16 protein-coding genes and 1 tRNA gene are annotated in these 25,337 nt (G+C 62.8%); 9 read left to right on the top strand and 8 right to left on the bottom strand.

Features of this window, described 5'->3' with window-relative positions:
• Positions 1 to 90 precede the first annotated feature (90 nt).
• The 6 genes from EOE18_RS02820 to EOE18_RS02795 form a co-directional block, all read right to left on the bottom strand.
• The gene (locus tag EOE18_RS02820; protein WP_246027230.1) at positions 91 to 2,322 is read right to left on the bottom strand and encodes a TonB-dependent receptor; all 2,232 of its coding nucleotides are present in this window, start codon (positions 2,320 to 2,322) and stop codon (positions 91 to 93) included.
• A gap of 246 nt (positions 2,323 to 2,568) precedes the next feature.
• The gene (locus EOE18_RS02815) at positions 2,569 to 5,754 is read right to left on the bottom strand and encodes an error-prone DNA polymerase (RefSeq protein WP_127706032.1); all 3,186 of its coding nucleotides are present in this window, start codon (positions 5,752 to 5,754) and stop codon (positions 2,569 to 2,571) included.
• Positions 5,727 to 7,247 (bottom strand): Y-family DNA polymerase, encoded by a 1,521-nt coding sequence (locus tag EOE18_RS02810; RefSeq protein WP_127706030.1) that lies wholly within the window; start codon positions 7,245 to 7,247, stop codon positions 5,727 to 5,729. Before EOE18_RS02810 ends, EOE18_RS02815 begins: the two co-directional genes overlap by 28 nt.
• The gene (locus tag EOE18_RS02805) at positions 7,189 to 7,836 is read right to left on the bottom strand and encodes an ImuA family protein (protein WP_127706028.1); all 648 of its coding nucleotides are present in this window, start codon (positions 7,834 to 7,836) and stop codon (positions 7,189 to 7,191) included. The genes EOE18_RS02810 and EOE18_RS02805 overlap by 59 nt, the downstream gene beginning before the upstream one ends.
• A gap of 209 nt (positions 7,837 to 8,045) precedes the next feature.
• Entirely contained in the window at positions 8,046 to 9,584 is a 1,539-nt protein-coding gene (locus EOE18_RS02800) for an MFS transporter (RefSeq protein WP_246027229.1), read from the bottom strand.
• A 109-nt stretch (positions 9,585 to 9,693) separates the two neighbouring features.
• On the bottom strand, positions 9,694 to 10,731 hold the full coding sequence (locus tag EOE18_RS02795) for a LacI family DNA-binding transcriptional regulator (protein WP_127706024.1): 1,038 nt from the start codon (positions 10,729 to 10,731) through the stop codon (positions 9,694 to 9,696).
• Positions 10,732 to 10,999: 268 nt separating this feature from the next.
• Between EOE18_RS02795 and EOE18_RS02790 the strand changes: the two genes are divergently transcribed.
• From EOE18_RS02790 to EOE18_RS02770, 5 genes are all read left to right on the top strand, one after another.
• Complete coding sequence (locus EOE18_RS02790) at positions 11,000 to 13,789, top strand: TonB-dependent receptor (protein ID WP_127706022.1); 2,790 nt, start codon at positions 11,000 to 11,002, stop codon at positions 13,787 to 13,789.
• Between the two features lie 122 nt (positions 13,790 to 13,911).
• Positions 13,912 to 15,447 (top strand): tryptophan halogenase family protein, encoded by a 1,536-nt coding sequence (locus EOE18_RS02785; protein WP_127706020.1) that lies wholly within the window; start codon positions 13,912 to 13,914, stop codon positions 15,445 to 15,447.
• Positions 15,444 to 17,279 carry an alpha-amylase family glycosyl hydrolase gene (locus tag EOE18_RS02780; protein WP_127706018.1) on the top strand — a complete coding sequence of 612 codons (1,836 nt, stop codon included), beginning with the start codon at positions 15,444 to 15,446 and terminating at the stop codon, positions 17,277 to 17,279. Before EOE18_RS02785 ends, EOE18_RS02780 begins: the two co-directional genes overlap by 4 nt.
• Positions 17,276 to 18,877 (top strand): alpha-amylase family glycosyl hydrolase, encoded by a 1,602-nt coding sequence (locus EOE18_RS02775; RefSeq protein WP_127706016.1) that lies wholly within the window; start codon positions 17,276 to 17,278, stop codon positions 18,875 to 18,877. The genes EOE18_RS02780 and EOE18_RS02775 overlap by 4 nt, the downstream gene beginning before the upstream one ends.
• A gap of 23 nt (positions 18,878 to 18,900) precedes the next feature.
• Positions 18,901 to 20,946, top strand: a complete 2,046-nt coding sequence (locus EOE18_RS02770) for a glycoside hydrolase family 97 protein (protein ID WP_127706014.1) — start codon at positions 18,901 to 18,903, stop codon at positions 20,944 to 20,946.
• A 137-nt stretch (positions 20,947 to 21,083) separates the two neighbouring features.
• On the opposite strand, the gene EOE18_RS02765 is transcribed toward EOE18_RS02770, so the two are convergent.
• Positions 21,084 to 21,170, bottom strand: a tRNA-Leu gene (locus EOE18_RS02765).
• 147 nt (positions 21,171 to 21,317) lie between these two features.
• Positions 21,318 to 22,148, bottom strand: coding sequence for a zinc-ribbon domain-containing protein (locus tag EOE18_RS02760; RefSeq protein ID WP_127706012.1), 831 nt, complete (start codon positions 22,146 to 22,148; stop codon positions 21,318 to 21,320).
• Between the two features lie 202 nt (positions 22,149 to 22,350).
• Here EOE18_RS02760 and ftsE point away from each other — a divergent pair, with 202 nt between their 5' ends.
• Genes ftsE through EOE18_RS02740 form a run of 4 tightly spaced genes read left to right on the top strand, consistent with a single transcriptional unit; the run spans position 22,351 to position 25,324 of the window.
• Positions 22,351 to 23,076, top strand: coding sequence for a cell division ATP-binding protein FtsE (gene ftsE / locus EOE18_RS02755; protein WP_127706010.1), 726 nt, complete (start codon positions 22,351 to 22,353; stop codon positions 23,074 to 23,076).
• The gene (locus EOE18_RS02750; RefSeq protein WP_127706008.1) at positions 23,073 to 24,059 is read left to right on the top strand and encodes a cell division protein FtsX; all 987 of its coding nucleotides are present in this window, start codon (positions 23,073 to 23,075) and stop codon (positions 24,057 to 24,059) included. Before ftsE ends, EOE18_RS02750 begins: the two co-directional genes overlap by 4 nt.
• Positions 24,060 to 24,620 carry a YdcF family protein gene (locus tag EOE18_RS02745; protein ID WP_127706006.1) on the top strand — a complete coding sequence of 187 codons (561 nt, stop codon included), beginning with the start codon at positions 24,060 to 24,062 and terminating at the stop codon, positions 24,618 to 24,620. It abuts the gene before it with no gap.
• Positions 24,617 to 25,324 carry a lysophospholipid acyltransferase family protein gene (locus tag EOE18_RS02740; protein ID WP_246027228.1) on the top strand — a complete coding sequence of 236 codons (708 nt, stop codon included), beginning with the start codon at positions 24,617 to 24,619 and terminating at the stop codon, positions 25,322 to 25,324. Before EOE18_RS02745 ends, EOE18_RS02740 begins: the two co-directional genes overlap by 4 nt.
• The last annotated feature ends 13 nt before the right edge of the window (positions 25,325 to 25,337 follow it).

Genomic DNA, 25,337 nt, shown 5'->3' with positions numbered 1-25,337 from the left:
AAGCTGACGGGCAGGGCGGGGCATGACCACTTTGGCGGCGCAATTATCCGGCAGGCGGAGGAGGTGGCCCCCGCCTGCCGGAAAGGCTTGTTACATCTTGAACTTCACCCGCACGGTGTAGCGACGCGGATCGCCGGGGAAGAGCGAGAGGAAGTTGGCGGTGACCGTCTTCTGGTCGGTCACATTGGCCACATCGAAGCCCACGGTGATCTTGTCATTCGCCGTGCGATAGGTGACCCCCAGATCAAGGAAGTCCTCGGTCTGCGTATGGGTGGTGTTGAGCACTGCCACCCAATAGGGCGAGTTGTGACGCCATGCTGCCGAAAGGCCAATCGTGCCCTTGATCGCATCCACCGACTTTTCATACAGCACGCCGCTGCTGATCTGGAAGGTGGGCGCACGCACGGGGCTGAGCGCGGTGGTCAGCGCGGTGGTGGCGGGGCTGATATAGGTGTATTTGGCCTTCATGAACGAGGGATTGGCAAACAGGGTGAAATCACCCAGCTTGGCCGAGGTCTCGATTTCCACCCCTTGCACCTTTTGCGTGCCCGCGTTGAAGGGCAATTGGGCAATCGTGCCGGTTACCGGGCTGAGCACGGCGGCGGTGGCCTGCAGGTCGCTGGTGCGGGCGATATAGCCGGTGATGTTGACGCGCAACTTGTGGTCGAGGAATTCGGACTTCATGCCCGCTTCATAGGACCAGGTCTTTTCGGGGCGGAAAGTGACCGCGCTGCTGGGGATGGCGGCGGTGCCGTTCCACCCGCCCGACTTGAAACCATTGGTGGCCGAGGCAAACAGCATCACATCGGGCGCGACCTTGTAGTTCAGGGCAAAACGCGGGGTGAACTTGTTCACGCTCTGCGCCAAGGGGATGCCATAGGCCTGCACAGCGGCATCGCCATAGCCAAGGCCGGTGAAGCTGGGCGAGGGGGTGAAGTGCAGCGTCTTCTTTTCCCACGTATAGCGCCCGCCCACAGTCAGCGTCAGCGGATCGGCCAGCTTGATATCACCCTGCGCATAGAAAGCGGCGGTTTCGGCCTTGAAGCGATAGATCGAATCCTGAATGGGGCGGAAAGCGGTGGTGCCGCCGGTGAAAGTGGTCTGCCGGTCATTGCTGATTTCCTGCAGATAGAACACGCCGGTGGTCAGCTTCAGCTTGTTGTCAAACAGGCCGGTGTTGTATTTCAGCTCCTGCGACCATTGGTCATTGGTGCCATTGTCCACCAGAATATAGGCGGCATAGGGGTTCACCGTGTTGGCATCATACTGGTTGATGTAGCCCTGGTTCATCCGGCGCCAACCGGCGATATAGGTCAACATGCCAGAGCCGGTGTCATAGGCGACATTGGCGCTGACCGAGGTGACCGTAGTCAGGTTGCAGGCGCCCTTGCCGGTGGTCAGCAAGGTGTTGATGTTGTTCTGGGTGCAGTCGGTCTTGCGCAGGCCTGCGGCGGTTTCATAGAAGACCGGAACGCTGGTGCCATTGACCACATAGGGGCTGGTGCCCGCCACGCTGCGCAGGCCGGCATAGGTGCCCGCATTGCTGCTATGTTCGGCGGCAAGGTCGATGGTCAGCGCGGCGCTGGGCTTGAAACGGATATCGCCGCGCAGGCCCCAGTTCTTCTCGCCATTCATTTTTTCGCCGGTGGTGATGTTATGCAGGTAACCACCATCCTTGATGTAGAAACCCGATAGCTTGGTCAGCACCTTTTCCGACACCGGCAGGTCCACGGTGGCCTTGGCGGTATAGCGGTCATAGGAGCCGCCGGTCACTTCGCCGCTGGCGGCAAAATGGTCGGCAGGCTTGCGCAGGATGACATTGACCGCGCCGCCGGTGGTGTTGCGGCCAAACAAAGTGCCTTGCGGGCCGCGCAGGATTTCCACGCGTTCGGTGTCAAAAAAGGCATAATTGTTGGCGTTCTGGCGCGCGATATACATGTCGTTGACATAGGTGGTGACCGGCGCGTCAAAGGTCGCGGTCGACTGGCTGTTGCCCAGCGCGCGCAGATAATAGGCATTGGCCGCGCCCAGACCCGCATTATGGCCCGAGATCATGCCGGGCACGAATTTGGACGTCTGGATCGCGTCATTGATGTTGAGCTGGCGGATCATGGCGGGGCTGAAAGCGGTAACCGCTACCGGCACATCCTGCAGCTTTTCCTCGCGGCGCTGTGCGGTCACGACAATCGCGTCCAGCCCGCCGGAGGAGGCCGCTTGTTCTGCGGGGGCGTCAGCCGCATAGGCAGGCGCGCTGGCAATGGCGATGGCGGCGATACATGTGGATGGGAGCAGTTGCAGCAGCTTCATAGGTTTGGTCCTCATGATGGAATGCGCCTGATCTGGCCGGATTTTTGTTTTTGGCCCGATGCTTGGCGCAAGCCGGGTGGGCAGGGGGAGGCTACGCTGGCACAGGCGCCGCCTTGGCGCGGCTTGTCGCGCCTGTTCGCCTGCCGGAAGTTGCGCCAAGGAATGGCGGATTTCTGCGGGTGGGGGCGGCGGGAAAGCGCCGTTTTTCCGGCTGGCGGACAGAAGGAGGCCCTTGGCCCGCCTACGTCATTTAACCCAGTTTCAATGGAAATCGCGCGATGGCGGCAGCAGGCGCACCTGCCTTGGATGGCGCGCACGCACCGGAGGCGCCTTGGCCGAAGATCCGGTGAGCATGGAAGTGCGGTTGGCCACCTTTTTGGCCATCAGATGCACCACGCCTTCCTTGCTATGCTGCACCTCGCCATCAATCCGCATCAGCCGCGCGCCCATCACGGCGGCGCGCTGCTCTTCAAAATCGCGCGCCCACATCAGCGCGTTGACGATGCCGGTCTCGTCCTCGATGGTAATGAACACCGCATTGCCCTTGCCCGGCCTTTGCCGCACCAGCACCGCGCCCACACAGGCCACGCGCGCGCCATCCTTGGCGGCATTGACCTGCGCGCAGCTCAGCACGCCTTCCTGCGTCAAAGCCTCGCGCAGGAATTGCACCGGATGGCCTTGCAGTGAGAGGCGGGTGGTCTGGTAATCGCCGGTGACCTGTTCGGCGGGGGTAACCGGCGGCAGGGCAGGGTCGGCCTCGGCCCCCAATTCGGGCGCCTGCATCGCGGCAAACAGGTCCAGCTGGCGCGCGGGCAGGCGGCGCACGTCCCAGCCTGCCTTGCGGCGGCTTTGTTCCAGCGATCCCAGCGCATCGGCATCGGCCAATAGCGCCATGGCGCGCGAGGGCAGCCCCGCGCGGCGGGCCAGATCCTCAAGGCTGATAAAGGGGCTTGTCTCACGCGCCGCCACGATCGCACCCGCCCATTCGGCGCGAAAGCCGATGATCTGGCGCAGGCCCAGCCGCAGGATACGCTCGCCCTCCAGCGTGCTATCCCAATCCGACGCGCCCACATCGATCGGGCGGACCTTGACCCCATGCGCCCTTGCATCACCCACCAGCTGCGCAGGCGCATAAAAACCCATCGGCTGCGAATTGAGCAAGGCGGCGGTGAAAGCGGCGGGGACATGGCATTTGAGCCAGCTCGACACATAGGCCAGCCATGCAAAGGCCTGTGCATGGCTTTCGGGAAAGCCATATTCGCCAAAGCCCTCGATCTGTTTGAAGCATCTTTCGGCAAATTCGCGCTCATAGCCGCGTTTGACCATGCCTTCGATCATCGGCTGCTGATGGATGCTCACCACGCCCTTCTTGCGAAAGGCGGCCATGGATCGGCGCAATTTATCGGCCTCGACCGGCGAGAAACCGGCGGCGACCATCGCCAGCTTCATCGCTTGTTCCTGAAACAAAGGCACGCCCAAAGTCTTGCCCAGAACCTCGCGCAATTCATGGGGATCATGCGGCGGGGCGGGGCTGGGGAACACCACCTTTTCCTCGCCATTGCGGCGGCGCAGATAGGGGTGGACCATTCCGCCCTGAATGGGGCCGGGGCGCACAATCGCCACCTGGATCACCAGATCATACAGGCATTTCGGCTTCATGCGAGGCAACATGGCGATCTGGGCGCGGCTTTCCACCTGAAACGTGCCGATGGAATCGGCGCGGCTCAGCATGTTGTAAGTCGCCTCGTCCTCGCGCGGCACCGTGGCCAGCGTGTAATCGCCCAGCCCGTGGCGGCGCATCAGATCAAAACTCTTGCGGATGCAGGTCAGCATGCCCAGCGCCAGCACATCGACCTTCATCAGCCCCAGCGCGTCAATGTCATCCTTGTCCCATTCGATGAAAGTGCGCTCCTCCATCGCGGCATTATGGATCGGCACCATTTCATCGAGCCGCCCCTGTGTCAGCACAAAGCCGCCGACATGTTGCGAAAGGTGGCGCGGCATATTCAGCATTTGCGCAACCAGATCGCGCAGGCGGGCGATTTCGGGATTGTCGGGGTCAAACCCCGCCTCGGTGATCCGGCTTTCGGGCAGATCGCGGCCATGGCTGCCCCAGATCGTGCCCGACAGGTGCTGCGTCACATCCTCGCTTAATCCCAAGGCTTTGCCCACCTCGCGCAGGGTGCTGCGCGGGCGGTAATGGATGACGGTGGCGGCAATGCCGGCGCGGTCACGGCCATAGCGGGCATAGATATATTGGATCACCTCCTCGCGCCGCTCATGTTCGAAATCGACATCGATATCGGGCGGTTCATCGCGGGCTTCGGACAGGAAGCGGCTGAACAACAGCTTCTGCTCCACCGGATCGACCGGCGTGATGCCAAGGAAATAGCATACCAACGAATTGGCTGCGCTGCCCCGCCCCTGACACAGGATGGGCGGATCAAGGCTGCGGGCATGGGCGACAATATCATGCACGGTCAGGAAATAGGGCGCGTAATTCTGCGCGGCGATCAGCTTGAATTCCTCGGCCAGCGTGGTGCGATAGCGGGGGGGCAGGCCATCGGGGAAGCGTTGCCGCCCGCCGCGCTCGACCAGTTCCTCCAGCCAGCTTTGCGGCGTATGGCCCGGCGCCACCGGCTCATGGGGATATTCATATTTCAAGGCATCCAGCGTGAAGCTGATGGCGGAAAACAGATCCTGCGTTGCCTCGATCGCCTGAGGGCAGGGGGCAAACAGGCGGGCCATTTCGGCGGGGGATTTCAAATAACGCTCGGCATGGGCGGAGAGCAGGCGGCCTGCGGTCTGCACCGCAATGCCTTCGCGGATACAGGTCATGATGTCCTGCAAGGGGCGGCAATCAGGGCCAGCATAAAGCGCGTCATTGCTGGCGATAATTGACACACCCGCCGCCTCGCCCAGCGCCATGCGCCGCGCCAGTTCGCGCCCGTCGCGCCCGCTGCGTGGCATGGTGGCGGCCAGCCAGCAATGGGGCGTGGCCTCGCGTAGGCGGGCGAGCAGGGCAGCATCGCCATCGCAGGCGATCAAGGCCTGCCCCTGCGCATGGTCGAGCAGATCTCCCAGATGCAGGATGCAATCGCCCTTTTCCGCGCGGCGGTTGCCCAAGGTCAGCAGGCGGGTCAGCCGCCCCCATGCGGCGCGGTCGGTGGGATAGGCGATGATATCGGGCGTGCCATCGGCAAAGACCAGCCTTGCCCCCACGATCAGGCGGAAGTCAGGCTGGCTGGCCAGTATCTCCTTCCATGCCACATGGGCGCGCACCACGCCCGCCACGCTGTTGCGATCGGCAATGCCGATCCCGCCCATGCCCAAGGCGGCGGCACGGCCCACCATTTCGGAAGGATGCGATGCCCCGCGCAAGAAACTATAGGCCGTGGCGGCGATGGTCTCGCAATACATCACGCGAAAATGCCGTGCAGATACCATGCGGGATTGTGCCGCTCTTGATAAAGCCCGTGGCGGAACAGCCAGAAGCGGTTACCTTCCGCATTTTCCACGCGGTAATAATCGCGGGTCAGCCCGCCATGGTCGGTCAAATGGCCTTGAGGCAGGCGCCACCATTCGGGGGCGATGCGTTCGGGCCCTTCGGCCAGCACCACTTCATGCAATTGCCCCTGCCAGCGGAAACGCAGGGGCGGGCCATCGGGCACGCTGGCCATGGCGGTGACGGGCTGAGGCGGATCGAACAGCAGCAGCGGGCGCAAGGGCACTTCCTCCCTGTCGGGCGCGGGCCATGGCTTGGGCGTGCTGTGGTGCAGGGCGGGCAGGCGCCGCTGCGATCTTTCGGGAATATGGCTGTCACGCGGGGCAAGGCGATAGATGCGTTCGGCCCCCAGTCTGGTGCTGAGGCGGTCCACCAGATCGGCCAGCGCATGATCCTCCTCGCCCTCTCCTGTCAGATCCGACTGGCGCGCGGATAAGGGCTGGGTGGCGGGCACCAGCAACGTGATGCGGTCATAGCCAAAGCCGGGGTCCAGCGGATCGGCCAGCGCGGCAATGCGTTCGTCAAACAGGCGCAGCACGGGGGCGGGGTCGCGGGTGGGCTGGCTGGTGGTGATGTCCAGATGCTGGCGCAGGCCATCGCTGCGATGCAGGATCAGGCGAAAGGCGCGCCCGCCCAGCGCGCGCTGTTCCAGCACTTGGGCGGCCTGTAGCAACAGATCGCGGAAACAGGCGGCAATCGTGGCTTGCAGCGCCACCGGCTCGGCAAAGCTGCGTTCAAAGCGTAAAGGTGCCATGTTGCGCAAGGGTGCAGTGGGGGCGGCTTCCTCGCCCAGCAGGCGGCGCAGGGCCACCACGGCGCCTTGCCCGAAGCGCGCGGCGATAGCGGCCATCGGGCGTGTGGCCAGATCGCCAATGTTTTTCAGCCCCGCCCGCTCCAGCCCGCGTGTGGCATCGCTGTCCAGTTCAAGCGCGGCCAGAGGCAGGGCGCGCACATCCCTTTGCCCCCGTCCGTATCGCACCAAGGCCCGCGCCGCGGCGGCATGATCGGCCAGCGCGCCGCGCAAACTATAGCCTGCATCCAGCACGGCGGCATCGCTGGCTACGGCATCGACCATGGCTTCCTCTCCGCCCCATAGATGCGCGCAGCCGGTGATATCCAGCAGCAGTCCGTCGGGCGGATCAAGGGTGACCAGCGGCGTGAAGCGCATCATGCGCGTGGCAAGGCGGGCCAGTTCCTGATGGTCAGCCTGCCGGTCATGGGGGGCGGTGATCAATTGGGGAAAACGCGCGCGGGCATTGGCCAGAGGCATGCCCACCGCCAGACCATTGCGCGCCGCCAGCGGGCAAAGCGCGGAGAGGCGCAAGGCATTGGCCTGCCGTTCCACCAGTGCAAAGGGGTTGGTCTCGCCAAGCGGCTTAACCCGCTCGGAAGGCAGGAAAGGGAACCACAGCGCCAGATGGCGGCGCGCTGTCATATTCGGCGCTATCGGTGGTGGGGCGGAAAATGCCATGCTCTTTATCCCATTCCATTCTCCAAGACATTCCCGCCGCGCCGCCGCGCTGGCGTTGTAATTCCACCTCTATGGCCGGCATGCCCAGCGATTTGGCAGGTTGCGGGGACGATGGCAGGGCACGTAGCCCCCAGCGGCAGCGTGCCGCGCTGGGGCGGGGCGGGGCATCGCCGCGCAGCACGGCCACCCCCACGCCCGAACGCTCACCCGCCAGCACCAGACGGCGGCTGGCGGTCAGATCATAGGCCGATAGCTTGCCCCAGCTTTCCAGCACCACGCCCGCCAGTTTCGACGAACGCGCCGCATCCAGCCCCGCGCGCAACATGTCCTGTTCGTCGCCCGCCTCCACAATCAACAGCCGCGCCGGATCGATCCCCAGCGCCAGCAGCCCTTCGCCATGCAGGCGCAGATGTTTGGCGATGCCGCGCGGGCTGCGCACCAGCACCAGCGGCAGGCCCGCCTTGGCGCCAAAGCCGCCCAGCACAAAGCCCAGCGCCGCCGCCCAATCCTGAAGACCGGCGTGGATCTCGTGCAAATGGCCCTGCGACAGCATGGGTGCGGGTTTTGCGGGCGGTGGCGCAAGGGGCGGGCTGGGGAGAGACGGGGTGGGGAAGGGATGGATGGGCATAGGAACCAGACAAGAGAATCAGGGAGCGTGTTCACATTATGTTCCATTTCTGGTGCCAATGTCCATCCCTTCCGAAAGCCCGAAGGGGCGGTCAGCCCACGCTGCCGCCCCCCTCGATCACCGCTCTGGCGGCTTCAGCCCTGCCCTTCCTCCAACCGCAGCGTCAGCATGGTGATCGCCGCCAGCGCCAGTGTGGCGGCGGCAAAAGCCATGGTCCACACCGGCTCTGAGGGAAAGAATGCGTCCATGATCGTATGCATCACCGTAGCCACCAGCAATTGCGGCAAGACGACAAATACATTGAACAGGCCCATCGACACGCCCAGCTTGGACTGCGGCAGGCTGGAGGCCAGAATGGCATAGGGCATGGCCAGAATGGAGGCCCAGCACAGGCCGATCGCCACTTCGCTTACCTGCAACCATGCGGGGGTCTGGATGAAAAGATAGGAGCCAAAGCCCGCCGCCCCCGCCAACAGGCCAATGGCATGGGTGCGCACCTTGCCAAAGCGGCGGGAGAGGGCAGGCAGCACCAGCATCGCCGCCACGGCCGCCACGCCATTATAGATCGAGAACAGCCGCCCGACATAATTGCCCGCTTCCTGATAGGCAGGGCTGGCCGGATCGCTGGTGCCAAAACCGATTTGGGCGACGATGGGCGTGGTATAGATCCACATGATAAACAAGGCCGACCAGCTGAAAAACTGCACCAGTGCCAGACGTTTCATAATTGGCGGCATGCCGGAAAAATCGCCCACAATGCTGGAAAGCAGCGAGCTTTTCCCCCTCCGCGCCAGCAGGATGGCCCAGCCATAGGCCATGCCATAGGCGGCCAGCAGGCCCGCCAGCAGATAGAGTTCCTTGGCCAGCGCTTCATGCCGGACCACGCCCGCCAAGAGGGCGCCTGCCATGATCCAGCCCAGCGCCAGTTTCGGATCGCGCGCGGCAAGGGCGGTATCTATGCCCGCTTCCGGCGCTTGCCTCTCGCCAAAAGCGGCCATTTCGGCAGGGCTATATTCGCGGGTGTTGAGCACGGTCCACAAGACCGCCGCCACCAAGGCCGCGCCGCCTGCCCAGAAACTATAGCGCACCGTGTCGGGGATCTGGCCCGCAGGCGCCACATTGGCAATGCCCGCCGCATCCAGCAAGGTGGGGAACAGCGACCCCACCACCGCGCCCGCGCCGATAAAGGCGGTTTGCACCGCATAGCCCGCCGTATGCTGGTCCTTATGCAGCATATCGCCCACAAAGGCGCGGAAAGGCTCCATCGCCACATTCAGGCTGGCATCGAGCACCCAAAGCAGCAGCGCCGCGCCGATCAGCGCCCCTTGCAGCGGCATAGCCACCAGCGATAAAGCCGCCAGCACCGCGCCTGCCAGAAAATAGGGCCGCCGCCGCCCCAGCCTGCCCAGCCATGTGCGGTCGGAAAAATGGCCGATCAAAGGCTGCACCAACAGGCCGGTCAAAGGTGCCGCGATCCACAGCGCGGGCAGATCATCGATGCTGGAGCCCAGCGACTGGAACACGCGGCTCATATTGGCATTTTGCAGGGCAAAGCCGATCTGGATGCCAAAGAAGCCGAAGCTGATGTTCCATAGGCCCGCCCAATCGAGTTTGGGTTTGCCGGTTCGGGCCTGACCCGAATCCTCCGCGCCGCATTCCGGCTTGCCTGACACTTGCGATCCCTCCCTGTGGTGGCTTTTTGCCTGCCCTCCCGTTTGCATGGGGCGTTGCTTGCATCAATTAGGTATACGAATAACCAAGGGACGAAAAACCAACCGGCCTTTATCCGCCCCCGCAGCTCCTGCGCCGTATCAGTCGGGTGGGCAGGACGGGCGATGGCGGTTCCTTGCCCTCGATCTGGGCCAGCAAAGTTTCGATCAGCAGCACCCCCGCCGCTTTCAAATCCTGCGCCAGCGTGGTCAATGGAGGGCTGGTCATGCTGGCGGCGGGCAGATCGTCAAAGCCTACAATCGCCACATCGCGCGGCATGACCAGCCCCGCCTCGGCCAAGGCGCGCATGGCGCCAATGGCGATCAGATCCGATCCGGCAAAAATCGCGTCAAACGAGACGCCGCTGGCCAACAGCTTTTGCGCGGCGGCATAGCCGGATTCCTCGGGCGTGATGGCGTCGATTTGCAAGGCGGGGTCGGGGGCGATGCCCGCTTCTTTCAGCGCGGCCAAAAGCCCGTGGTAACGGTCTGCAAATTCGGGATAATGTTCATCGGCCTGCCCCAGAAAGGCAATGCGGCGGCGGCCCTGTTGCAGCAGATGCTGCCCCGCCTGACGCCCCGCGCCGAAATTGTCGCTGCCCACGGTGGCGCCGATATTATCCGCCCGCACGCTGCCCCAGCGGACAAAGCGCGTGCCATGCGCCACAAGGTCGGTCAGGCGCTGTTCGTACAGCGTGTAATCACCATAACCCAGCAGGATCAGCCCGTCCGCGCGGTGGCTGTCCTGATAGGATGTGTGCCAGTCATCCTCCATTTTCTGAAAGGAAATCAGCAGGTCAAACCCGTGATTGGCGCATTGGCGGGTGATCGATCCCAGCATAGCCAGAAAGAAGGGATTGATCCGGGAATCATCCTCGGTCGGTTCTTCGAAAAACAACAGGGCGATGGTGTTGGCGCGTTGGGAGCGCAGCGAGGAAGCGTTCTTGTCCACCTTGTAATTCAGCTCGCGCGCAATGGCCTCGATCCGCTCGCGGGTGGCCTTGCTCACCGATTTGCCGCCGCGCAGGGCACGGCTGACCGTGGGCTGGGATACGCCCGCCCGATAGGCAATATCGAAGCTGGTTGGACGCCCGCTCGGCTTTTGTCCCATATGCTGTCCTCTGCCCCCTTGCGCCAGTCTATGCGCCCATGCCCGCCGCTGCTCTTATGGCAGAACCCCTGTAGCATGGCAGCCACAATGCCCGATTACGCATAAAATGGGTATACGTATGCCCTCTAGGCATGGGCCAGACCTCGCCTCTACATCGCCCTCACGTTAACCGGCAAGAGGCGGCAGGGGATGTTGGCAAGCCGGTGCGAAGCCTGTGGGAGGGCCGGTAGGGGCCTGCCCATGTGACTGGATCAGGAGAGGATTTTTCATGAGCAACCGCAATTTGCGGGTGGAGCGCCTGTGCGCGTCTGCCACCGCCATCGCGCTTACCGCTTTCGTGTTGCCCGCTGTGGCCATGGCCCAGCAGGCCGCGCCCGCCGCTGCTGCCGATCAGGCCATTGTGGTCACCGGTATCCGCGCCTCGCTGGATGCTTCGGCGGCGATCAAGCGCCGTAATCCGGTGATCGTGGAATCGATCTCGGCCGAAGACATTGGCAAGCTGCCCGACGTCTCGATCGCGGACTCGCTGGCCCGTCTGCCCGGCGTCACCGCCCAGCGCCTTGAAGGGCGCGATCAGCGCCTGTCGATCCGTGGCCTTGGCCCCGATTTCGGCACCACTTTGCTCAATGGTCGCGAACAGGTGACCGTGGGCGACAATCGCGGGGTGGAATACGACCAGTACCCGTCCGAATTCTTCAAGAATGTGGTGGTTTACAAGGCCGCCAACCCCTCGCTGGTGGCTGCGGGCATTTCGGGCACGGTGGACCTGCGCATGCTGCGCCCGCTGGCCCAGAACAAGCGCGTGATGGCGGTGCAATTGCGCGGCCAGATGAATGGCATCAGCGCGCTGAACCCCGATTCCACCAACAAGGGCTTCCGCGCCTCGGCTGCCTATGTCGATAAATTCGACAATGACACTTGGGGCATCGCCATTGGCATTTCGGCCGCCCATGCCCCTTCGCAGAACGAGCGCTACAACGCATGGGGCTTCCCCAATGACAGCGCGGCAGGCGGCGCTATGCTGCTGGGCGGGGCCAAGCCCTATGTGCAGTCGAACATGCTCAAGCGCTATGGCGGCGTGGTGACGGTGGAATGGCAGCCGAGCGACAAGTTCCACTCGACCTTCGATCTGCTCTATTCCAAGTTCAAGGAAACCCAGCATCTGCGCGGTATCGAATTCCCGCTGGCGGCGGCATGGGGTTCGGGCGCGACCTTGCAACCGGGCTACACCACCTCGAACGGCATGGTCACCAGCGGCACCTTCACCGGCGTGCATGCGGTGCAGCGCAACGATCTGAACGAGCGCGATGCCAACAATCTGTCGCTGGGCTGGAACGGCGTGTTGACGCTGGACCATGACATGCATCTGACGCTGGATGCCAGCTATAGCCATGCCAAGCGCACCGACTTCCTGCTCGAAACCTATACTGGCACCGGCTATAATAGCGCGGGCGCATCGGACACGGTGAAGATCTCGGCCAATCCCAATGGCACCTATTCCATCGTGCCGACGCTGGATTATGCCTCCACCACTCAGTTCGGCATCACCGACCCGCGCGGTTGGGGCTATAATGGTACCTCTGCCGTGGTGCAGGCCGGCTTCCTCAACCGCCCCAGCTTCAAGGATGATCTGGCCTCCTTGCGCGCCAGCCTTGATGGCAAATTTGCCGGCAACAATGTGGTGTCCGGTTGGGAAGTGGGGGCCAATTTCAGCCGCCGCAAAAAGACCTCGGCCTTCAAGTCCTATTTCCTGTGCCCCAAGGGCGGCACGGGCAGCAATTGCACCGTGGCCAGCGGCAGCACCACTTTCACCTCGATCCCCAGCGCGGCGGTGATCGGCAGCGTGCCTCTGGCCTATCTGGGCGTGCCTAAGATGCTCGCGCTCGACCCGATGTATCTTTACAACAACGCGCTGACATCCAGCTATGACAACCGCCCCGTCAGTCTGGTGCGCGACAATTCGGTCACCGAAAATGTGCTGACCGGCTATGCCATGCTCAAGCTGGATGGCGAAGTGTCGGGCAAGAAGGTGACCGGCGCGCTGGGCGTGCAGGTGGTGCATACCGACCAAAGCTCGGATGGTTCGATCTCGAACTTCTCCAATGGCGTGGTGTCGATCGTTCCGGCCACGGGCGGCGCGAAATTCACCAATGTCCTGCCCAGCTTCAACCTGTCGGTCGAAGTGGCGCGCAACAGCTTCATCAAGCTGGCCGCATCGCAGACCATGGTGCGCCCGCGCATGGATCAGGAACGCGTCAATCAGGAATATAGCACTAACCCGACCTATCTGTCGGCCTCGGCTGCCGATGTGGCCGCAGGCAAGACCTATTTCAGCGGCACGGGCGGCAATCCCCGTCTGCGCCCCTATCAGTCGACCAATTTCGACATTTCGGGCGAGCATTATTTCCGCAAGGGCGGCTATGTCTCGGTGGCGGCCTATTACAAGAAGCTGACTGACTATATCGATCCCAGCCAGAGCTTCGTCTATGACTTTGCCTCGGCGGCCAAGGGCGTAACGGGTATTGGCACCACGCTGGGTCTGGTGTCGGCCCCCGCCAATGCGGGCAGCGGCAATTTGAAGGGTGCGGAAGGCACGGTGCAATTGCCCTTTGGCCTGTTCGCCCCCGCGCTGGATGGTTTTGGCGTCTATGGCAGCCTGTCCTACACCGACAGCACCATCCGTCTGGCCAGCAATCCGGGCAAGGCGATCACGCTGCCGGGCCTGTCGGACTGGGTGCAGAATGCGGCGGTCTATTATGAAAAGTCGGGCTTCCAGGCGCGCCTGTCCTATCGCTTCCGCTCCACCTTCCTTGCCGAAGTGTCGGGCCTTTCGGCCAACCCCACCTATCGTCAGGCCAAGAGCGAAGGCATTGTTGACGCGCAGATCGGCTATGAATTCCAGCCGGGATCAAAGCTGGCGGGGCTTGCGGTGATGTTCCAGGCCAAGAACCTGACCGACCGCCCCTTCATCACCTATCAGAACTATGATCCGCGTCAGGTGATCGACTATCAGCGCTATGGCCGCGATTATTACTTGAGCCTGAGCTACAAGTTCTGACCGGTTGAACACAGGCAATGGCGGGGCGGCAGGCAGGACTTGCCGCCCCGTCTCTTCCCGCGCACAATCGTTGAAAATCCGCGCCCCCGATCAGGGGAGAACCGGCGGCAAGGGGATAGAGGATGGGCGAGCAGGCACCCCAAGGTGAGGCCAGAACCCGCATCATTATCGTCGGTGGCGGCACCGCTGGCTGGATGACGGCGGCCGCTTTCGGCCATTTTCTGGAAGCGGGCTATGAAGTCGCTCTGGTGGAAAGCGATGCCATCGGCACGATTGGCGTGGGCGAGGCCACCATCCCGCATATCCGCCTGTTTAATCAGGCTTTGGGTATAGACGAGGATGCCTTCCTGCGCGCCACGCAGGGCACGTTCAAACTGGGCATCGCCTTTGATGGCTGGTTGAGGGAAGGCCATTCCTATATCCATGCCTTTGGCGATGTGGGGCGCGATGTGGGCCTATGCGCTTTCCAGCATTATTGGTCGCGCGCCGCCCGCCTTGGCTGGGCCGAGGGCACGGGGGCCTATACGCTCAACACGCAGGCCGCGCTGGCGGGCAAGATGCATCGCGGCGCGCCTTATACGCCGCAGAATGTGCCGGTGATGCCCTATGCCTATCATTTTGACGCCGGACTCTATGCCGCTTTCCTGCGCAAATTTGCTCAGGCGCGCGGGGTGGTGCGGCATGAAGGGATGATCCAGCGGGTCGAGCGCGACGGGCAGAGCGGTGACATTACCGCGCTGCATCTGGCCGATGGGCGTCAGATTGCGGGCGATCTGTTTGTGGATTGCTCGGGCATGCGGGCGCTGCTGATTGGCGAGGCTTTGGGCGCGGAATATCAGGATTGGCGCCACTGGCTGCCCTGCGACAGCGCCATGGCGGTGCAAAGCCCGCGTGTGGCGGATCTGGTGCCCTATACGCGCTCCATCGCGCAGGATGTGGGCTGGCAATGGCGCATCCCCTTGCAGCACCGCACCGGCAATGGCCGCGTCTATGCCAGCGACTATATCGCGGACGAAAGGGTGCGCGAGCAATTGCTCGGTGGTATCGAGGGCAAGGCCTTGCATGATCCGCGCGTGATCCGTTTCGTCACCGGCCGTCGGCGCGAGGCGTGGAAGCATAATGTGATCGCGGTGGGCCTGTCCTCGGGTTTTCTGGAGCCACTGGAATCCACCTCGATCCACCTGATCCAGACCGCCATTGCCCGCATCCTGAAATTCCTGCCGGGCAAGCAGCAGCACCAGGCCGACCGCGACGCCTATAATCGCCAATTCGCTTTCGAAATGGAGCGGATCCGCGATTTTATCATCCTGCATTACTGGGCCAACCAGCGGGACGAGCCTTTCTGGCAGGCCTGCCGTGCGATGACCTTGCCCGACAGCCTGTGCCAGAAAATCGACCTGTTTACCGCCAGCGGGCAGATTCACCGCGAGGGCGAGGAATTGTTCAGCGAGGTAGGCTGGTTTCAGGTGATGGCCAACCAAGGCCTGCTTCCCCGCGCCAGCCACGGCATGGCGCAAACCATCAGCGAGGGCGACTTGCGCGACTATCTGGACCTTTTAAAAGCGCTTTATGCCCGCGAAGTGGCGCAATATGCCACGCATGAGGCATTCATCGCCCGCCATTGCGCGGCCCAGATGCCGATGATGGTGCAGGCATGAAGGGGGCGCTGATCCTTGCCTTGGCGGCCATGGCGCTGGGCGCGCAGGCGGAGGCAAAACAGGCCAGCGCCCTGTCGCAGATGCGTGCCAGAAAGCCCGAGCAGGAGGTGATCTATTTCGTCCTGCCCGATCGCTTTGCCAATGGCGATCCTTCCAATGATCGCGGCGGATTAAGCGGCGACCGGCTGTCAACCGGCTTTGACCCCGCGCATAAGGGCTTCTATCATGGCGGTGATCTCAAAGGTCTGACCGACAGGCTGGACTATATCCAGGGGCTGGGCGCCAGCGCGATCTGGCTGGGGCCGATTTTCAAGAACAAGCCGGTGCAGGGGCCCAAGGGCGATGAATCGGCAGGCTATCATGGCTATTGGATCACCGATTTCCTGCATGTCGACCCGCATTTCGGCACGGATGAGGATTTCCGCCAGTTGGTCAACGCCGCCCATGCGCGCGGGATCAAGGTCTATATGGACATTATCGTCAACCACACGGCCGACGTGATCCAGTATCGCGAAGGGGCGGCGCAAGCCTATCCCTATCGCAGCCTTGCCGATTATCCCTTTTCGCGGCGGGGCGGGGTGGCGGGCGCGCCGATCAACGCCGGTTTTGCCGGCGACCACAACCCCGGCCCCGCCAATTGGGCGCGGCTGACCGATCCTTCCTTTGCCTATACGCCCTATGTGCCCGCGGGCGAGGAGCATGTGAAAAATCCGGCATGGCTCAATGATCCGCGCTGGTATCACAATCGCGGCAACACCGACTGGAAGGGCGAGAGCGCCCGCTATGGCGATTTTGTCGGGCTGGATGATCTGGCCACCGAAAACCCGCGCGTGGTACAGGGCTTCATCGATATTTACGCCAGCTGGATTGAGCGTTTTGGCATTGACGGTTTCCGCATCGACACCGCCAAACATGTGAACCCCGAGTTTTGGCAGAGCTTTGTGCCCGCCATCAAGGCCAAGGCGCGGGCCAAGGGCATCCCCAATTTCCATATCTTTGGCGAAGTGGCGACAGGGGAGATGGACCCCGCGCTGCTGGCAGGCTGGACGCGCAAGGCGGGCCTGCCTGCGGTGCTGGATTTTGCCTTCATGCGCGCGGCGGTGGATGCGGCGGGGGGCAAGCCTTTGGGCGTTGGCGTGGCCGAACTGGCGCAATGGGCCGATGGCGATGTGTTGTATCAGGGCGGGGAGAAAGCCGCGCTGCAATTGCCCACTTTCCTTGGCAACCATGATGCGGGCCGCTTTGCCTATTCCCTGCGCAAAGCGCGGCCCGATATGGACGGCAAGGAATGGCTGGCGCGCGATCTGCTGGGCCATGCCATGCTGCTGACCCTGCGCGGTGTGCCCACCATCTATTCCGGCGATGAACAAGGCTTTGCGGGCAAGGGCGATGATCAGGCCGCAAGGCAGGATATGTTCGCCAGTCAGGTCGCCTCCTATAATGAGGACGCGCTGGTCGGCACCGCCGCCACCACCGCGCAGGACAATTATCGCCCCGACCACCCGCTCTATCGTGAAATTGCCCGTTTGGCGCAGATCCGCCGCGCAACCCCCGCCTTGACCTCTGGCCGCAGCCTGTTGCGCGCGGCGACGGAAACAGGATTGCTGGCCGTTTCGCGCTTTGACCCCGCCACGGGCCGCGAAGTGGTGCTGGCCTTCAACACCGGCGATCAGCCTGTCACCTTGCAGATCGCCACCGATCCATCCTCGCTGCATTTCAAGGCCTTGGCAGGCACTTGCCCCGCCATGGCCAGCGCGCCCGGCAGCCTTGGCATCACCTTGCCTGCCTTGGGCTATGCGGTCTGTGCCGCTATCAAGGAGTCCCCCCGATGACCCTCTCTCAAGACTGGTGGCGCGGCGCCACCATTTATCAAATCTATCCCCGCAGCTTTGCCGACAGCAATGGCGATGGCATTGGCGATCTGCCCGGCATCACCGCCCGTCTCGACCATGTGGCCAGCCTTGGCGTGGACGCCATCTGGATCAGCCCTTTCTACACCAGCCCGATGGCCGATTTCGGCTATGATGTGGCCGATTATTGCGATGTCGATCCGATCTTTGGCACTCTGGCCGATTTCGACGCGCTGGTGGCCCGCGCCCATGCGCTGGGGTTGAAAGTGATGATCGACATGGTCTTTGCCCATACCAGCGACGCCCATGCATGGTTTTCGCAAAGCCGCGCCGACAGGGATAATGACAAGGCCGACTGGTATGTCTGGCGCGATGCCAATGCCGATGGCACGCCGCCCAACAATTGGCAGTCGGTGTTTGGCGGTCCGGCATGGACATGGGACGCGCGCCGCCAGCAATATTACATGCACCAGTTCCTGAGCAGCCAGCCCCAGCTCAATGGCCATAATCCCGCCGTGCGCGAGGCCTGTCTGGATGTGCTGCGCTTCTGGCTGGCTCGCGGGGTGGACGGGTTTCGCATCGACGCGCTCAACCATGCGATGTTCGATCCCGATTTTGCCGATAATCCACCCGCGCCCGATACGGGAAAGCCGCGCACGCGCCCCTATGATTTCCAGCTGAAAACCAACAGCATGAACCATCCCGATGTGGTGGGCTTTATCGAGGAGATCGCGGCGGTCTGTCGGCAGGCAGGCGCCACTTTCACCGTGGCCGAGATTGGCGGGGATGATGCCGATCCGCTGATGAAGGCCTATACCGCTGGCGAGACGCGGCTCAACAGCGCCTATAGTTTCGACTTCCTCTATGCCGAGGCTTTAACCCCCGCATTGGTGGCCAAGACGCAAGGCGCATGGACCGGCGAGCCGGACAGTAACGGCCGCAGCGAAGGCTGGCCAAGCTGGGCTTTTGAAAACCACGATGCCCCGCGCCATGTCTCGCGCTGGGTGGAGGAGGGGCATCGTCCGGCCTTTGCGCGTATGACTATGGCGCTGCTGCTGGCTTTGCGCGGCAATGCATTCCTGTTTCAGGGGCAGGAATTGGGGCTGACGCAGGATGACATCCCGTTCCATCTGCTCAAAGACCCCGAAGCGATTGCCAATTGGCCCCTGACTCTCAGCCGCGATGGCGTGCGCACGCCTATGCCCTGGGTGGCAGGGGCGGACCACGGCGGCTTCACCACCGGCGAGCCATGGCTGCCGCTATCCCCCGCCAATATGGCCCGCGCAGCCGATGTGCAGGGGGAGGACACAGATAGCCAACTGAACTGGACCCGCTGCCTGATCGCCCTGCGCCGCGCCCATCCCGCCCTGTTGACCGGCACGATGGAGGATCTGCGCGCCGAGGGTAACCTCTTGAGCTTTACCCGCCGCGATGGGGGCGAGGCGTTGCATTGTGCCTTCAATCTGGGCGCGCAGCCTTTGGCCTATGACGCGCCCGAGGGGGACGTGCTGCTGGCGCTAAATGGCGCGGATATGCGCGGCCTGCCTGCCTATGGCGCCATCTTTGTGCGGATGGCGTGAACCGATTTCTGGAGAATAGTAAAATGCGCCTTCTTGCTCCGCTCTCTTTCGTATTGGCACTTGCGCCTGTGGTCGCCCATGCGCAGGCGCCTGCCTCCTATGGTGCCACTTCGCCCGATGGATCGATCGCTATCGGCTTTACCACCGACAATGATGGCCATGCCCAATATAGCATCACCCGCAAGGGCAAGCTGCTGATCGCGCCATCTTCCCTTGGATTTATCCTGAGCGATGGTCTGCCGATGCTGCGTGGATGGACCATCACCGGCGCGGACACGGGCAAGGGCGACAGCACTTGGGAGCAGCCTTGGGGCGAGCGCCGCTATGTGCGCGACCATTATAACGAGATCACCGTCCATTTCCGCCAGTCCAAGGATTGGGGCGAGCGGTTGATGGATGTGCATGTCCGCCTGTTCGATAAGGGCGTGGGTTTCCGTTACGAGTTGCCCAAACAGGCCGCGCTATCCACCATGAAAATTGCCGATGAACTGACCGAGTTCAACATCGCGGGCAAGGGTACGGCCTGGTGGATCGCTGGCGGGGAATGGAACCGCTATGAACAGGTCTATCAAAAGACCCCGATTGACGCGGTGGCCACTGCCCATACGCCGATCACCATGCGGTTGGAGGATGGCACGCATCTCTCCTTCCACGAGGCGGCGCTGGTGGATTATTCCGCCATGTGGTTCAAACGCGCCGAGGGGCAGAAATTCCGCTCCACCCTCTCGCCCTCCAGCCAAGGGCCGCGCGTGTTGCGCAGCCTGCCTTTCAACACGCCATGGCGCACGATCCGCATTGGCGACAAAGCGGCGGATCTGGTCGAGAATGATCTGGAGCTTAATCTGAACGAGCCTAACAAGATTGGCGATGTCAGCTATTTCAAGCCGCAGAAATATATCGGCATCTGGTGGGGCATGATCCGTGGCGACTGGACATGGGCCGAAGGGCCGCGCCATGGGGCCACCACGGAACGCGCCAAGCAATATATCGACTTTGCCGCCAAACATGGTTTTGGCAGCGTGCTGGTCGAAGGCTGGGACAAGGGCTGGAACGGCAATTGGTTCGGCACGGGGCAGGATTTCAGCTTTACCCAGGCCACGCCCGATTTCGACCTGAAAGCGGTAACCGCCTATGCCGCCAAAAAGGGCGTGGGGCTGATCGGCCATCATGAGACGGGCGGCAATATTGCCAATTACGAAGCCCAGTTGGACGATGCGATGAAGCTGTATGACAGTCTGGGGGTAAGGGCGGTCAAGACCGGCTATGTGGCCGATATGGGCGGGGTGCAGGCGCCCTGTGCCGCAGAACCGGCCAAGATCTGCATGGAATGGCACGATGGCCAACGGCAGGTGCAGCACCATTTGCGCGTGGTGCAGACGGCCGCGAAATATCACATCGCCGTCAACGCGCATGAGCCGGTGAAGGACACTGGCCTACGCCGCACCTATCCCAACTGGATCGACCGCGAAGGCGCACGCGGCATGGAATATAACGCTTGGGGCCAATTCGCCAACGGCCCCTCGCATGAGCCGACGCTGGTCTATACCCGCCTCTTGTCCGGCCCGATGGATTTTACGCCCGGTGTGCTCAGTCTGGAAGGAGCCAACCATGTGCCCTTGGCCTCGACCTTGGCCAAGCAATTGGGGCTTTATCTGGCCATCTATTCCCCGATCCAGATGGCGGCCGATTTTATCGAAAATCTGGCTGCCCATCCCAAAGAGCTGGAATTCATCCGTCAGGTGCCCGCCGATTGGTCGGAAAGCCACCTGATCGCGGGCGAGGTGGGCGAATATGCCCTATTCGCCCGCAAGGACCGCGCGGGGGAGGATTGGTATGTGGGCGGGGTCAATGATGCCACAGCGCGCGATGTGACGCTGGACATGGACTTCCTGACGGCGGGCAAGAGCTACAAGGCCACGATCTACAAGGATGGCGAGGGCGCGACTTACCTGACCGATGCGCGCCACAGGATCGCCTATGAAACCCGCGTGGTGAAAAAGGGCGACAAGCTCTCGCTCTGGCTGGCGCCCGGTGGCGGGGCGGCGATACAGTTGAAACTGTTGAAATAGGCATCATGATGCCGTGACACGAAACAGCCGGATTCTTCACCAGCGAAGGGTCCGGTTTTTTCTTGGGCACAGTGGGAAGGGAGCCGCAGACCGATAGGAGCTGCCCGAAGGCTGTGATCTGTCTGTGTCGGAATGCCTGGTGCGGTCAAGAAGACTCGAACTTCCACGGGCTTTCGCCCACAACGACCTCAACGTTGCGCGTCTACCAATTCCGCCATGACCGCACGTCAGAAGGACCATGCTACGAAACCATGTTCGAGCCGCCCTTGGGGGGTAGGAGGGCGCCCCTAACAGAAGCTTTGGGGGGTGGCAAGCGGAGAATTGAAACTTTTGTCAAATCGCCAAGGTGCTGGCAACGATAGCGGTCAGGCTCAGGACTGCTTCCACTGCACTTCGGCGGCCACGGCGGATTTGGGTGCGTCGACAATGGCGGTGTTGATTGCCTGACTCTCGCCCGGGGCCAGCACCGCCTTGGGCGGGGCGACTTCGACCGAATAGACCGCGCGGTTGCGCGCATCCCGCATGACGATCACCAGGCCGGGTACATTGCGGCGCTGTTGTCCGGTGTTGGTCACTGTGCCGGAAATGTTGAAATAATCATTGCCATTGGCCAGCGGACGGCGCTCCTGCTTGCCAGCGGGAAAGCTCAGCTTCAGATCAGGCGCAACTTGCGGGGCATGGGCGATGGGCAGCCATTCCGGCACGCCGAATTTGGCCACCGCCGCCATGGCTCCGGTTGTCACCAATGCAAAGCCAACCGCCAATGCCGTCCACAGCCGCGCCGGATTGCGGCGGGGGCGGAAGGGTGGCTCATGGGCAAAGCTGGAGGCGTAATCTTCGTCCGGCCCCTCCGCCGGTTCATGCAGGGCTGCATTGGCCGCCTGCACCGTGGAGGCAGTAGCAGTGGCGTTGACCGGAGCGATCGGAGGAGGCGGGGGCAGGTCATCCGCATCGTGAAAGGCGGGTGCGGGTCGCGGCGCCGCCTGCGGTGCCGGTTCCGGCGTCGCAACAGGCGCGGCGGCCACAGGTTCGGCCACAGGATCAGCCACGCGAAAGGCTTGCGCCATGGCTTCGACCAAGGCTGGGCCTTCCTGAAACCAGCTATGGCGGCATTTGGCGCAACGCACGGTGCGCCCGTCCACGCCGATGGCACCGTCGGGAACGGCGTAGCGTGTCGCACAGGCGGGGCATGCGATAATCATAAATCCATTCTAAAGCATGATACGCCATCCGCATACAAGATGAATGCAACATTCAGCCGCGGTTTATGCCCATTTTTCCACCGCCCTTTTTTCCTGCGCTCAGGCATACTATAGGCTGGAGAGTGATGATGAACCGCGCCCCTGCTGTTGCCCTGCCATGTGGACCGGGGGCCTGTCCCTGTTTGGCCATGGGGAGAGGGCAATGACCGGCGCTATCGCCCGTTTCGACAATGTGGGCCTGCGCTATGGCACGGATAGGGAAGTGCTGTGCGATGTGTCCTTCTCGCTGTTTGCGGGCCAGTTTTATTTCCTGACCGGCGCCAGTGGGGCGGGCAAGTCCTCGCTGCTGCGTATGCTCTATCTGGCGCAGCGCCCCTCGCGCGGGGTGATCAGCCTGTTTGGCACCGATGCGGTCAGCCTGCCGCGTGATCGCCTGCCCGGTTTTCGTCGCAGGATCGGGGTGGTTTATCAGGATTATCGTCTTGTTCCCCATCTATCGGCCTTTGACAATGTAGCGCTGCCCCTGCGGATGGCGGGTATGGATGAACGCGATGTGGCGCGCCCTGTGGCCGATATGCTGGCATGGGTGGGGCTGGCCGACCGGATGGCGGCGCGGCCTGCATCCTTGTCGGGCGGAGAGCAGCAGCGCGTGGCGATCGCCCGTGCGGTGATCGGTCGCCCCGAATTGCTGGTAGCGGACGAACCGACCGGCAATGTGGATTCCGACATGGCGGTCAAATTGCTCCGTCTGTTTGAAGCGCTCAATCGTTTGGGGACGACCGTGGTGGTGGCCACCCACGATATGAACCTGTTGCAACGGCTGCCCGACAGTTTGATCATGCGTCTGGACAAGGGCAGGATGAGCGATCCGACCGGTGCCTTGCGCTATCCGCCCAAGCGGCAGACTCCCTTGGGGGCGGGCCTGTGATCGATATTGCCGCTTCGGAAGCTGCCTCGACTCCCCCGCCACCGCCCGATGACACGCCTCTGGTGGCGCAGCAGGGACCATTGCGGGGCTGGCGTCCCTTTGGCGGTGTGGGCGGGGGCGTGCTGTTCCCGCAGGCGCGCCTGTCTGGCCCTACGCCTTGGGTGATCGCCATTATGGTGGCCCTGACCGTGGTGGCGGCAGCCACCGGCCTTGCCCTGCGCCATATTGCCAATGCGGCGGCGGTGGATGTGGCGGGCGGGGTCACGGTGCAAATCGTGGAGGCCTTGCCCGCGCAGAGGCAGGCGCAGGCGCAGGCTGCTTTGGGGGCCTTGCAGCCCTTGGCGGGCGTGGACAGCGTGCGTCTGGTGCCGCAGGCCGAGGTGGATCAATTGCTCAACCCATGGCTGGGCATGGCATCGGGCGATGGGGACATGTTGCCCGTGCCCGCCTTGATCGATGTCCGGCTGAAATCTGCGGCCAATTCCCGCAATCTGGCCGACCTGCGCGAGGTGCTGGCCAGTGTGGCCCCTGCCGCGCGGGTGGATGCGCAATCGAACTGGTTGGCGCCGGTGTTTGATGCGATTGATTCGCTGCGCTGGCTGGCGCTGGCGATGGTGGGGTTGCTGGCGGTGGCGCTGTCGGCGGCGGTGGTGCTGGCGGCGCGTTCGGCGCTGGGCGCGCATCATGAAACGATCGAGATCGTGCATAATCTGGGTGGCACCGATGCGCAGATCGCCCGCATTTTTCAGCGCGCCATCGGGCTGGACGCGATGTTGGGCGGCGCGGTGGGGCTGGCGGTGGGCGGCATGGCGGTGATGCTGCTGGGCCAGCGCTTTGGCGCTTTGGGCGCGGGGCTGGTGGCCGGTGGCGCGCTGGAGGCGGGCGATTGGCTGGTGATTGCACTGGTGCCCTTGGCTGCCATTGCTTTGGCGATGTTCACCGCGCGGCAAACCGTGCTGATGAACCTGCGGAAGATGCTGTAGATGCTGCGCCGTCTGGCCTCCTTGCTACTGGTGGCATGGGCCTTGGGCTTTGTCGGCTTTGCGGTGTTTCTGCCGCAACCGGCCGAGGTGGGGCGCAGTGATGGCATTATCGTGCTAACCGGCGGCGAGGGGCGGATTGCGCGCGGGCTGGACCTGTTGCGCGCCCATCAGGCGCCGATCATGCTGGTTTCCGGTGTGGACCCCGATGTGAAGCCCAAAGAACTGGCAGCGCAATATGGCATAGAGCCGGTCTGGATGCGCTGCTGCATCACTTTGGGCTATGAATCGGTGGATACGCGCAGCAATGCCAAGGAAGCCGCCGATTGGGTGGCCAAGCATCATCTGGCCAAGGTGCGCCTGGTCACATCGGACTGGCATATGCGCCGTGCCGCATGGGAATTGCACCGCACCATGCCCGATGTGGAGATGGTGGAGGATGCGGTGGCCACGCGGCCCTCTTTGGGCGTGTTGCTGAGCGAATATAGCAAGTTTTTGGCCCGCCGCCTGTGGCAGATTGGCGCGGATGGCGCGGGCGTAGCTGATCGAAAGCGTAATTCATGAAGCGGACTTCTTTGAGCATGGGCGAGATTTTGCGCTCGATCCTGTTCAACCTGTTTTTCTATTTGGTCACTTTCATTCTGGGCCTGATCCTGCCCTTTGCGATGATCGGGCCAAGCCGCAAGGGTGCGGTGGTCATCTGCGACCTGTGGTCCAATTTGCAGCGCTGGGGCGTGGTGCATATTTGCGGCGTCAAAGTGGTGGTCGAAGGCCAGATCCCCAGCGGCAGCGTGTTCGTCGCGGTGAAGCATGAGGCGATGTTCGAGGCGGTGGATATGCCCACTTTCCTCGATTTCCCTGCCGTATTTGCCAAGGTGGAATTGCTGAAACTGCCCAGTTGGGGGCCGGCGGCGGCGCGTTATGGGCTGGTGCCGGTGGAGCGTGACCAAGGGGCCAAGGCTTTGCGCGCCATGCTGGCCGCCGCCCGCAAATTGTCGCAGGAGAACCGGCCCTTGGTGATCTTCCCCGAAGGTACGCGTATGCCGCATGGGGAGAAGCCTGCGCTACAGGCAGGCTTTGCGGGGCTTTACAAGATGATCGGCCTGCCGGTGGTGCCGGTGGCGGTGAACAGCGGGCCTTTGCTGCGCGGTTTCTGGAAAAGGCGCGGCACGGTAACCTATCGCATCGGCGAGACCATTCCCCCCGGCCTGCCGCGCGAGGAAGTGGAAGCGAGGGTCCACGCCGCGATCAACGCGCTTAATGATTGAGGGTTGCGGGCCG

This window comes from Novosphingobium umbonatum (assembly GCF_004005905.1).
In the GTDB taxonomy this organism is placed as follows: Bacteria; Pseudomonadota; Alphaproteobacteria; order Sphingomonadales; family Sphingomonadaceae; genus Novosphingobium; species Novosphingobium umbonatum.
This window is presented reverse-complemented; position numbering and strand designations above follow the sequence as displayed.

Excerpts from the sequence above, each read along its gene's own strand:
- EOE18_RS02820 (WP_246027230.1), bottom strand. The coding sequence starts at position 2,322 with ATGAGGACCAAACCTATGAAGCTGCTGCAACTGCTCCCATCCACATGT.
- EOE18_RS02815 (WP_127706032.1), bottom strand. The coding sequence starts at position 5,754 with ATGGTATCTGCACGGCATTTTCGCGTGATGTATTGCGAGACCATCGCC.
- EOE18_RS02810 (WP_127706030.1), bottom strand. The coding sequence starts at position 7,247 with ATGACAGCGCGCCGCCATCTGGCGCTGTGGTTCCCTTTCCTGCCTTCC.
- EOE18_RS02805 (WP_127706028.1), bottom strand. The coding sequence starts at position 7,836 with ATGCTGTCGCAGGGCCATTTGCACGAGATCCACGCCGGTCTTCAGGAT.
- EOE18_RS02795 (WP_127706024.1), bottom strand. The coding sequence starts at position 10,731 with ATGGGACAAAAGCCGAGCGGGCGTCCAACCAGCTTCGATATTGCCTAT.
- EOE18_RS02790 (WP_127706022.1), top strand. The coding sequence starts at position 11,000 with ATGAGCAACCGCAATTTGCGGGTGGAGCGCCTGTGCGCGTCTGCCACC.
- EOE18_RS02785 (WP_127706020.1), top strand. The coding sequence starts at position 13,912 with ATGGGCGAGCAGGCACCCCAAGGTGAGGCCAGAACCCGCATCATTATC.
- EOE18_RS02780 (WP_127706018.1), top strand. The coding sequence starts at position 15,444 with ATGAAGGGGGCGCTGATCCTTGCCTTGGCGGCCATGGCGCTGGGCGCG.
- EOE18_RS02775 (WP_127706016.1), top strand. The coding sequence starts at position 17,276 with ATGACCCTCTCTCAAGACTGGTGGCGCGGCGCCACCATTTATCAAATC.
- EOE18_RS02770 (WP_127706014.1), top strand. The coding sequence starts at position 18,901 with ATGCGCCTTCTTGCTCCGCTCTCTTTCGTATTGGCACTTGCGCCTGTG.
- EOE18_RS02760 (WP_127706012.1), bottom strand. The coding sequence starts at position 22,148 with ATGATTATCGCATGCCCCGCCTGTGCGACACGCTACGCCGTTCCCGAC.
- ftsE (WP_127706010.1), top strand. The coding sequence starts at position 22,351 with ATGACCGGCGCTATCGCCCGTTTCGACAATGTGGGCCTGCGCTATGGC.
- EOE18_RS02745 (WP_127706006.1), top strand. The coding sequence starts at position 24,060 with ATGCTGCGCCGTCTGGCCTCCTTGCTACTGGTGGCATGGGCCTTGGGC.
- EOE18_RS02740 (WP_246027228.1), top strand. The coding sequence starts at position 24,617 with ATGAAGCGGACTTCTTTGAGCATGGGCGAGATTTTGCGCTCGATCCTG.